1 protein-coding gene and 1 pseudogene are annotated in these 792 nt (G+C 37.8%); both read right to left on the bottom strand.

The genetic code is table 11. The annotated features are described in order from the left end of the window. On the bottom strand, positions 1 to 331 hold a 331-nt coding region (locus tag RR876_RS16820), incomplete at its 3' end, for a prepilin-type N-terminal cleavage/methylation domain-containing protein (protein WP_332637168.1). A gap of 160 nt (positions 332 to 491) precedes the next feature. After that, a pseudogene (gene ispH / locus RR876_RS16815) lies at positions 492 to 792 on the bottom strand (4-hydroxy-3-methylbut-2-enyl diphosphate reductase); the annotation flags it as partial.

Below are 792 nucleotides of genomic sequence, written 5' to 3'. Positions count from 1 at the left end.
CATCGCTTGTTAGCTCAATATCATCACGTGGTGAAATCCAAGAAAACGATGTTGCTGTATTAGCCGGGCAAACAACCTTCGTCTCGGCTGTAATAGAATCTGTTTCTGTTGGGCAGGTTAATTTAAGCGTGATAGGTTTTCGCAAAGAAATTGCCTGACCTCTCGTTTCACCAAAAATCAAAGCAAAATCTCTTGCTGTTGTATCCAATTGTTTTCTTGCAACCAAATCCCCAAAAGAAGGCGCAGCCATCATTGCAATAATCGCCATTACTGCAACAGTCACAATCAATTCAATTAAGGTGAATCCTTGATTTTTTTTTGTTTGCTGCATACTCCCCCCAGATAACAAAATTTTACCCTATTAAAAATAATACCTAACTTAATTACAAACTAAACATATAAAGGATAAAAGGCATAAAAAAACAGATAATTGCCAAAATACAATTACCTGTCAAATTAAGAATTTAAAGAGAATGTTACCTCTTTAACAGTTATGCCTGAATTACGGAGATACGTAACTCTTTCGGCAAACTAAAGGTAATATTTTCTTCACGCCCAGCAAGTTCTTCTGGTGCTTTGGCACCCCAATCCTGTAAACGTTGTATGACTTGTTTGATTAAAATTTCTGGGGCAGATGCACCAGCAGTGACCCCAATTTTAGTATTCTCATTAAACCATTTTTGATCCAATTGGTCAGCATTATCGACCAAATAAGCCTGCTTGCCCATACGTTCGGCAAGTTCACGTAAGCGATTTGAATTTGATGAATTTGGCGAACCGACCACTAAAACC

Source organism: Acinetobacter sp., from assembly GCF_036666595.1.
GTDB lineage: Bacteria > Pseudomonadota > Gammaproteobacteria > Pseudomonadales > Moraxellaceae > Acinetobacter.
The sequence above is the reverse complement of the archived record's forward strand: the minus strand, read 5'-3'. Positions and strand labels throughout refer to the sequence as shown.